Raw genomic sequence first — 8958 nt, 5'->3', positions numbered from 1 at the left:
AAACGCCCGGTTACATTCCGAACCCGGAAGCTAAGCCTCACAGCGCCGATGGTACTGCAGGGGGGACCCTGTGGGAGAGTAGGACGCCGCCGAACTAAAATTAGAGCTCCGGCTCTCGGGAATTCTTCCCGAGAGCCGGAGCTTTTTTGTTTTTCGGAAGAGTTTTCCGGCGAAGCCTCCCCCCTCTGCGCTGCGGCCTCGTGGCTACGGGTAAGGTCAAGGGCATCATTGGCTCGTTTCCCACAGGAGGCCCCCGGGTGGAGGTCCAGGAGACCCGTGTTCAGACGGACCGGGTCCTCACCATCCCGAACATCCTCAGCATGGCGCGCCTCGCCGGCGTACCCATCTTCCTGTGGTTGATCCTCTGGCCGGAGTTCGGCGGCCCGAAGAGCGACGGATGGGCGCTGCTCGTCCTCATGCTGAGCGGTATCAGCGACTATCTCGACGGCAAGCTCGCCCGGCGCTGGAACCAGGTCAGCAGCCTCGGCCGGCTGCTCGACCCCGCGGCCGACCGGCTCTACATTCTGTCGACTCTCGTCGGTCTCACCTGGCGCGAGATCCTTCCGCTGTGGCTGACAGCCGCTCTGCTGGCACGCGAACTGGTTCTGCTGGTGATGGTGGGGATTCTCCGGCGTCATGGCTATCCGCCCCCGCAGGTGAACTTCCTCGGTAAGGCCGCCACCTTCAACCTGATGTATGCCTTCCCGTTGCTGCTGCTCAGTGACGCGAGCGGTTGGATCGCGTCACTCGGCGCTATTTTCGGATGGGCGTTCGCCGGATGGGGTACAACCCTCTACTGGTGGGCAGGAGTCCTCTACGTGGTGCAGGTCCGCCGGTTGATCCGGGCGGACACCATGGCCGATTGAGCTCGGCCCGATTGCGCGGCTGGAGTGCTCCGATGGCCCGCGCTCCAGAACTGCGGGACAATCGGGACGGGTGAAGTCGGCTGTACCGTCGTCTCTTCAAGGAGGACGCTTCCGACATGAAGGCCGTCGTGATGGCCGGAGGCGAAGGCACGCGCCTTCGCCCTATGACCTCGAGCATGCCCAAGCCGCTCCTGCCCGTGGCGAACCGCCCGATCATGGAGCACGTGCTCAGGCTGCTCAAAAGGCATGGGCTCAACGAGACCGTCGTCACCGTCCAGTTCCTGGCCTCCCTGGTCAAGAACTACTTCGGTGACGGTGAAGAGCTCGGCATGGAGCTGACCTATGCCAATGAGGAGAAGCCACTCGGTACTGCCGGGAGCGTCAAGAACGCTGAGGAGGCGCTGAAGGACGATGCCTTCCTGGTCATCTCCGGGGACGCTCTCACCGACTTCGATCTCACCGAACTCATCAATTTCCACAAGGAGAAGGGCGCGCTCGTCACCGTCTGCCTGACGCGCGTCCCGAATCCGCTGGAATTCGGTATCACCATCGTGGACGAGGAAGGCAAGGTCGAGCGCTTCCTCGAGAAGCCGACCTGGGGCCAGGTCTTCTCGGACACGGTGAACACGGGCATCTATGTCATGGAGCCCGAAGTCTTCGACTACGTCGAGGCCGATGTCTCCGTCGACTGGTCCGGTGACGTCTTTCCTCAGCTGATGAAGGAAGGCAAGCCGGTCTACGGCTACATCGCCGAGGGCTACTGGGAAGACGTGGGCACCCACGAGAGTTACGTGAAGGCCCAGGCCGATGTTCTCGAACGCAAGGTCGATGTCGAACTCGACGGGTTCGAGATCTCTCCGGGCGTGTGGGTGGCGGAGGGCGCGGAGGTCCATCCCGACGCCGTGCTGCGCGGGCCGCTCTACATCGGTGACTACGCCAAGGTCGAGGCGAACGCCGAGATCCGCGAACACACCGTCGTCGGCTCCAACGTCGTCGTCAAAAGCGGCGCGTTCCTGCACCGGGCCGTCGTGCACGACAACGTGTACATCGGCCAGCACAGTAATCTGCGCGGCTGCGTGGTCGGGAAGAACACCGACATCATGCGCGCCGCCCGCATCGAGGACGGCGCCGTGATCGGCGACGAGTGCCTCGTCGGTGAAGAATCGATCATTCAGGGAAACGTCCGCGTCTATCCCTTCAAGACCATCGAGGCCGGCGCCTTCGTCAACACGTCGGTGATCTGGGAGTCGCGAGGCCAGGCCCATCTCTTCGGTGCCCGTGGTGTCTCCGGGATCCTGAACGTCGAGATCACCCCGGAGCTGGCCGTGCGCCTCGCCGGGGCCTACGCGACGACCCTCAAGAAGGGTTCGACCGTCACCACGGCCCGTGACCACTCCCGGGGTGCTCGCGCTCTGAAGCGGGCCGTGATCTCGGCGTTGCAGGCCAGTGCCATGGACGTACGCGACCTGGAGAACGTGCCGCTGCCGGTGGCCCGGCAGCAGACGGCCCGGGGCAGTGCGGGCGGAATCATGATCCGTACGACGCCCGGAGTGCCCGACTCCGTCGACATCATGTTCTTCGACGGGCAGGGTGCCGACCTGTCGCAGGGCGGGCAGCGGAAGCTGGACCGGGTGTTCGCGCGGCAGGAGTACCGGCGTGCCTTCCCCGGTGAGATCGGGGATCTGCACTTCCCGGCCAGTGTCTTCGACTCGTACACCGGATCGCTGCTGCGGAACGTCGACACCACCGGTATCGCGGACTCCGGGCTGAAGGTGGTCGTCGACGCCTCCAACGGCAGCGCCGGACTGGTGCTGCCCAGTCTGCTGGGCAAGCTCGGGGTCGATTCCCTGACCATCAATCCCGGTCTCGACGAGTCCAGGCCGACCGAGACGGCGGAGACGCGGCGGGCCGGCATGGTGCGGCTGGGCGAGATCGTCGCTTCGGCGCGGGCCGCGTTCGGAGTGCGCTTCGACCCGGTGGGCGAGCGGCTCTCGCTCGTCGACGAGAAGGGGCGGATCATCGAGGACGACCGGGCCCTGCTCGTGATGCTCGACCTGGTGGCCGCGGAGCGGCGCAGCGGGCGGGTGGCGCTGCCGGTCACGACCACGCGTATCGCCGAGCAGGTGGCGGCCTACCACGGCACGCAGGTGGAGTGGACGACGACGTCGCCCGACGACCTGACGAGGGTCGGCCGCGAGGAGTCGACGATCTTCGGCGGCGACGCGCGCGGTGGCTTCATCATTCCCGAGTTCAGCAGTGTCTTCGACGGGGCGGCGGCTTTCGTACGGCTCATCGGCCTGGTGGCGCGGACGCAGCTCACGCTCAGCCAGATCGACGCACGGATCCCGAGGGCACACGTCCTCAAGCGGGACCTCGCGACTCCGTGGGCCGTGAAGGGACTGGTGATGCGCCGGGTCGTGGAGGAGGCGGGAGACCGCTTCGTGGACACGACGGACGGCGTACGGGTCGTGGAGACGGACGGACGCTGGGTGATGGTGCTGCCCGATCCGGCCGAGGCCGTCACCCACCTGTGGGCGGAAGGTCCGGACGACGCCTCCGCGGAGGCTCTGCTCGACGAATGGTCGGCTGTCGTGGACAGCGCCGGCCGCTGAAACGATCTTCACTCGTGCGTGTCGGACAAGTGCCTCCAAGGGGGCCTGTCCGGCACGCTGGTGGGGCCATTCGGAGGTAGCACCCGCGACGTGCGACGATGTGCGGCATGCCGCAGCAGCCCCCCGTTCGGAGCAGCGCTCCGCGCCCCTCGCGCCCGGACGCCTCCATGTCGCTGCTCACCAACGTCATGGACCACAGTCTCGACGACGGGTACGCCGAGGCGGCCGCCCGCAGGGAGGCCGAGGGCGCCGTCGGCATGCCGAAGACGCTCCGGGCCAAGCTGGGGCTCGCCGCTGGTCTGGTGCTCGCGGCACTCGTGGTCACCCTGGGCGCGGCGAACGCGCGGATAGCGGCACCCGTCGTCGCCAAGGAGCGCCAGGAGCTCATCGACCGGGTCGAGGACGAGACGGCGGCCGCGGACAAGCTGGAGGAGAGCGTCGACACCCTGCGGGCCGACGTGTCGGCCCGCCAGCGAGAGGCGCTGAAGACGGACGGCGGCGGTGAGCAGGCCGACCTGGTGAGCATCCTGTCGGGTGCCACCGATGTCCACGGACCGGGCGTGAAGCTCGTCGTGGACGACGCCAAGGAAGCCAGCTCGGGCGGTGACAGCAGCAATCCGCGCGAGACGTCCGGTTTCTCCGACACCGGACGGGTCCGGGACCGTGACATGCAGCGCGTGGTCAACGGGCTGTGGGAATCGGGCGCCGAGGCCATCTCGATCAACGGACAGCGGCTGACCGCCCTGTCGGCCATCAGGGCCGCCGGTGACGCGATACTGGTCGACAACAAGCCGCTCGTGCCGCCGTACACGGTGCTCGCGGTGGGGGACGGGCAACGGCTCAGCACCAGGTTCCAGAACAGCCCCGACGGGCTGTATCTGCATGCCCTGCAGGAGAACTACGGCATCCGGACCGGTATTTCCACCGAGGGCGACATCCGGTTGTCCGCCGCACCGAGCGTGATCGTACGTACAGCAGAGCCGAGAACAGAGAAGGGCACATCGTGATCGCCGTACTGGGCCTCGTCGTGGGAGTCGTGGCTGGACTGTTGGTCCGGCCCGAGGTTCCGGCGGTCGTCGAGCCTTATCTTCCGATCGCCGTCGTGGCGGCGCTCGACGCCGTGTTCGGCGGTCTGCGCGCGATGCTCGACGGCATCTTCGTCGACAAGGTCTTCGTGGTCTCGTTCCTGTCGAACGTGGTCGTCGCCGCGCTGATCGTCTTCCTGGGAGACAAGTTGGGTGTGGGCGCCCAGCTCTCCACCGGTGTCGTGGTCGTCCTCGGCATCCGCATCTTCTCCAATGCCGCGGCCATCCGTCGGCACGTGTTCCGGGCGTGAGGCCGATGACCAAGGACAACGAGGACGAAGTCCCCGAGAACCCGCTGCGCAGAGAGCTGCCGGAAGAGGTCCCCGCTGTCGCGGAGGAGCCCGAACCGGAGACCTCCGAGGTCAGCACCGAACCGTCGCTGTCAGGCCGCCAGAGGCTGGCCCAGGGGCTGTGGCCGCCGCGCCTGTCTCGCGCCCAACTCATCGTCGCGGTGCTGCTGTTCGGCCTCGGCTTCGGCCTGGCCGTCCAGGTGGCGTCCAACAGTGACGGGGACAGCGCCCTGCGCGGCGCGCGTCAAGAGGATCTCGTGCGCATCCTCGATGAACTCGACAGCCGAACTCAGCGTCTTGAGGACGAGAAGCAAGGACTCGAGGATCAGCGCACCGAGCTGGAGAACAGCTCGGACCAGGCCGAGGAGGCCCGTAAGCAGACGGTCGAGAAGGAGAAGCAACTCGGCATCCTGGCGGGCACCGTGGCGGCCCAGGGCCCCGGCGTCACCCTGACGATCGACGACACGAAGGGCACGGTCAAGGCGGACATGCTGCTCGACGCGATCCAGGAGCTGCGCGCCGCCGGCGCGGAGGCGATCCAGGTCAACGGCGTACGCGTGGTCGCCGACACCTATCTCGCCGATTCCGGTGGCGGGGTGAAGGTCGACGGGAACAAGATCACCCAGCCCTATCGTTTCAAGGTCATCGGCAAGCCGCAGGATCTCGAGCCGGCGCTGAACATCCCGGGAGGCGTGGTGCAGACACTGGAGAAGGAGCAGGCCACCGTCACGGTGGACCGTTCGACGAAGATCGTCGTAGACGCCTTGCGACCGGCGGAGCGGCCTGACTACGCTCGGTCGTCCTCCCGGTGAACGGGGGTCGTATGGGGGTCGCCGGGCCAGGGCAGGAGGTTGCGGGGGGTCGGCGCACCGAATGGGTGGTGCGTGGTGGAAACTGTCTGGTGGATACGGACGTTGTGAGGATGTCCGGGTCGACCGGTGTGTTCAATCAGGGTTCGTCCTGCCCCACGGGCGGGTCTGTTTCGGTCAAGGGGAATCGCCCGTGAAGTTGTTTGCGAAGTTGTTCGGCAAGAGCACGCGAGAGGGCAGCGGTGACAACGAGACCGCCCGTCATCGCGCACCGCGCCAGGGAGACGCGGAGGCCCAGGGCGGCGACCGCCCGCTGTTCCGGGACCAGGTCAGTGGTCCCGGTGGTCAGGGCGCGTCGTCTGTTGACCCTGCCCAGCCCGGCCGCATAGGTTTCGGAGAACCGTCAGCCTCAAGCACGGGTGGAGGGTTCGCCTCCGATCCGTATGCGTCCCAGGCCCCTGGTGGGCAGCCGCGGCAGGAGGATCCGTCCATGTCGGCCCAGGTGTGTACGAGGTGCGGGAACCGCAACGCGGAGCACAGCCGTTTCTGTTCCAACTGCGGTGCGCCGCTGCGGGGTGTACCGGAGCGTCCGTCGGAGACGACGTCCACGATCTCCATCTCCGGCATCGAGGCCTACGACGCCGAGGTGACGGGTCAGACGCCTTCGCCGATGCTCTCCCCGGAGGCCCAGGCGGCGGTCGACGCGCTGCCGGTCGGTTCGGCGCTGCTGGTGGTGCGCCGCGGTCCGAACTCGGGCAGCCGCTTCCTGCTGGACGGCGAGCTGACCACGGCCGGACGTCATCCTCAGAGCGACATCTTCCTGGACGACGTGACCGTGTCGCGCCGTCATGTGGAGTTCCGTCGCGTCGCGGACGGATCGTTCACGGTCGCCGATGTCGGCAGCCTGAACGGCACGTACGTCAACCGGGAGCGGATCGACCAGGTGCCTCTGGCCAACGGTGACGAGGTGCAGATCGGTAAGTACCGGCTGGTGTTCTACGCGAGCCAGCAGGGCATCTGACCCTCCCCCAATCCGTCCGGGGGGCCACCGAGGGAATGTCCATGCTTCAAACACCGAGCGGCGGTGCCGGCAGCGGCACCGCCGCCGCGGACAGTGAGTTGATGAGCATCGGCGCGGTGCTGAGCGTGCTGCGCGACGAGTTCCCCGAAGTCACCATCTCCAAGATCAGGTTCTTGGAGTCGGAGGGGCTCGTCGAGCCGCGGCGGACCCCTTCGGGGTACCGCAAGTTCAGCGCCGACGATGTCGAGCGCCTCGGCCACGTCCTGAGGATGCAGCGTGACCACTACCTGCCGCTGAAGGTGATCCGCGAGCACCTGGACGCCCTGGAGCGCGGTGAGCAGGTGCGTCTGCCCTCCGTGGGACGCCAGCGCGACTCGGGCGAGGGAGAACCCCTGGGCGGGTTCTACGGCGAGCCCGAGGAGCCCACGGCGGCCCGGGTGGGCCGGGCCGAACTGCTGGCCGCCGCGGAGATCGGTGAGCAGCAGCTCCAGGAGTGGGAGTCGTACGGGCTGATCGGGCCCTTGCCCGACGGCGTCTACGACGCCGAGGCGGTGACCGTCGCGGCGCTCGTCGTCGAGCTGGGACGCTTCGGGATCGAGCCGCGCCATCTGCGGGCGATGAAGGCGGCGGCGGAGCGTGACGCGGGGCTCGTGGACCAGGTGGTCGCCCCGCTGCGGCGCCACCGCAATCCGCAGACGCGGGCGCACGCGGAGGCCCGTACGAAGGAGCTCGCGGGCCTCACGGTGAAGCTGCACGCGGCACTCGTGCAGACCGCGTTGGGTGTACGGCTGCGCTGATCCGGGACACCGGTGCGGGCCGGGGATCGCCCACCCGTTCTGTGCCCGACTACCCAAACGTCCCGGGCACGGCCTAGGGTTGCTGTGTGAACGAGCTCGATGTCGTAGGTGTCCGGGTGGAAATGCCCTCCAACCAACCGATCGTGCTTCTGCGTGAAGTGGGAGGCGACCGCTACCTCCCCATCTGGATCGGACCGGGGGAGGCGACCGCGATCGCCTTCGCTCAGCAGGGCATGGCCCCCGCGCGACCGCTGACCCACGACCTGTTCAAGGACGTGCTGGAGGCCGTCGGCCAGGAGCTCACGGAAGTACGCATCACGGATCTGCGCGAGGGCGTCTTCTACGCCGAGCTCGTCTTCGCCAGCGGGGTCGAGGTCAGTGCCCGGCCGTCCGACGCCATAGCGCTCGCCCTGCGCACCGGGACGCCGATCTACGGCAGCGACGGCGTGCTCGACGACGCGGGCATCGCGATCCCGGACGAGCAGGAGGACGAGGTGGAGAAGTTCCGCGAGTTCCTCGACCAGATCTCGCCCGAGGACTTCGGCACCAACAGCCAGTGAGGCCGGGAAACGGAGGGTCGCTCCGGGTGGCATTTGCCCGCGGCCAGTGTGGTGTGCCGCAGGCCGCGCCGAGAGCATTCGGCTAGCCTTTCCCCGCGGTAGGGCACGGGAAACCACTCTTAGGGTGATTATCACTCGGCGTGCCGAGTGTGGCGATCGTTGACGCGCCCCTGGTGACTGCCTACCGTCGAGAAGGCAGGTCAAGGACGGAGGTCGGCGTGCGAAGCAGCGGCGACGGTACGGCTGGGGGTGCCCCCGGACACGGTCTGGGGGAGAGCGGCCCGTACCCTCCCCCAAGCTCTCGGCTCGGCACGAGCAGGGGGCATCCCCATCATGGCGGCGCGGCCGATCACGTTCCGCGGCGGCCGACGGCAGTGCCCGGAGAGGGTGAGGCTGTTCCCGAGGAGGTCGGTTACCGGGGACCCACGGCGTGCGCCGCCGCGGGCATCACCTATCGGCAGTTGGACTACTGGGCGCGGACCGGACTGGTCGAACCCAGTGTGCGAGCCGCCTACGGGTCGGGGACGCAGCGCCTCTACAGCTTCCGCGACGTGGTGGTCCTGAAGATCGTCAAGCGGTTCCTCGACACCGGGGTGTCGCTGCAGAACATCCGCAGCACGGTCCAGCACCTGAGGGAGCGCGGCTTCCAGGACCTGGAGCGCATGACGCTGATGAGCGACGGCGCGACGGTCTACGAGTGCACCTCGCCCGACGAGGTCCACGCGCTGTTGCAGGGTGGCCAAGGGGTTTTCGGAATCGCCGTCGGTGTGGTGTGGCGGGACGTCGAGGGTGCCCTGTCGCAGTTGCACGGGGAGCGGGTGGACACCGGTGAGACCCTCCTCGGGCACAACCCCACCGACGAACTGGCACGGCGCCGCAACCGCGCGGTGTGACGCGGGGGACCTTCGATGACGTGAT

Annotated in this window: 9 protein-coding genes and 1 rRNA gene; all 10 read left to right on the top strand. The window is 67.7% G+C overall.

Going from position 1 to position 8958, the window contains the following annotated elements; translation table 11 throughout:
- Positions 1-95, top strand: a 5S ribosomal RNA gene (gene rrf / locus ACFYW7_RS29890); the annotation flags it as partial.
- Positions 96-257: 162 nt separating this feature from the next.
- Positions 258-866: a CDP-alcohol phosphatidyltransferase family protein gene (locus ACFYW7_RS29885; RefSeq protein WP_389507959.1), complete on the top strand. Its 609-nt coding sequence runs from the start codon at positions 258-260 to the stop codon at positions 864-866.
- A 116-nt stretch (positions 867-982) separates the two neighbouring features.
- Complete coding sequence (locus tag ACFYW7_RS29880) at positions 983-3478, top strand: sugar phosphate nucleotidyltransferase (protein ID WP_389507957.1); 2496 nt, start codon at positions 983-985, stop codon at positions 3476-3478.
- A gap of 98 nt (positions 3479-3576) precedes the next feature.
- Positions 3577-4485, top strand: a complete 909-nt coding sequence (locus ACFYW7_RS29875) for a DUF881 domain-containing protein (RefSeq protein ID WP_389507955.1) — start codon at positions 3577-3579, stop codon at positions 4483-4485.
- Positions 4482-4814: a small basic family protein gene (locus tag ACFYW7_RS29870; protein ID WP_006376801.1), complete on the top strand. Its 333-nt coding sequence runs from the start codon at positions 4482-4484 to the stop codon at positions 4812-4814. The genes ACFYW7_RS29875 and ACFYW7_RS29870 overlap by 4 nt, the downstream gene beginning before the upstream one ends.
- Positions 4815-4819: 5 nt before the next feature.
- On the top strand, positions 4820-5665 hold the full coding sequence (locus tag ACFYW7_RS29865; RefSeq protein WP_389507953.1) for a DUF881 domain-containing protein: 846 nt from the start codon (positions 4820-4822) through the stop codon (positions 5663-5665).
- A gap of 61 nt (positions 5666-5726) precedes the next feature.
- On the top strand, positions 5727-6683 hold the full coding sequence (locus ACFYW7_RS29860) for an FHA domain-containing protein (protein WP_389507951.1): 957 nt from the start codon (positions 5727-5729) through the stop codon (positions 6681-6683).
- A gap of 41 nt (positions 6684-6724) precedes the next feature.
- Positions 6725-7480, top strand: a complete 756-nt coding sequence (locus ACFYW7_RS29855; protein ID WP_389507949.1) for a MerR family transcriptional regulator — start codon at positions 6725-6727, stop codon at positions 7478-7480.
- Between the two features lie 86 nt (positions 7481-7566).
- Complete coding sequence (locus ACFYW7_RS29850; RefSeq protein WP_006123076.1) at positions 7567-8040, top strand: bifunctional nuclease family protein; 474 nt, start codon at positions 7567-7569, stop codon at positions 8038-8040.
- Between the two features lie 218 nt (positions 8041-8258).
- Complete coding sequence (locus ACFYW7_RS29845; protein WP_389507947.1) at positions 8259-8933, top strand: MerR family transcriptional regulator; 675 nt, start codon at positions 8259-8261, stop codon at positions 8931-8933.
- Positions 8934-8958: the final 25 nt, after the last annotated feature.

The sequence above is a fragment of the Streptomyces sp. NPDC002580 genome, assembly GCF_042889485.1.
In the GTDB taxonomy this organism is placed as follows: domain Bacteria; phylum Actinomycetota; class Actinomycetes; order Streptomycetales; family Streptomycetaceae; genus Streptomyces.
Note: the sequence above shows the minus strand (reverse complement) of the source record. Positions and strands in the feature narration are given on the sequence as shown.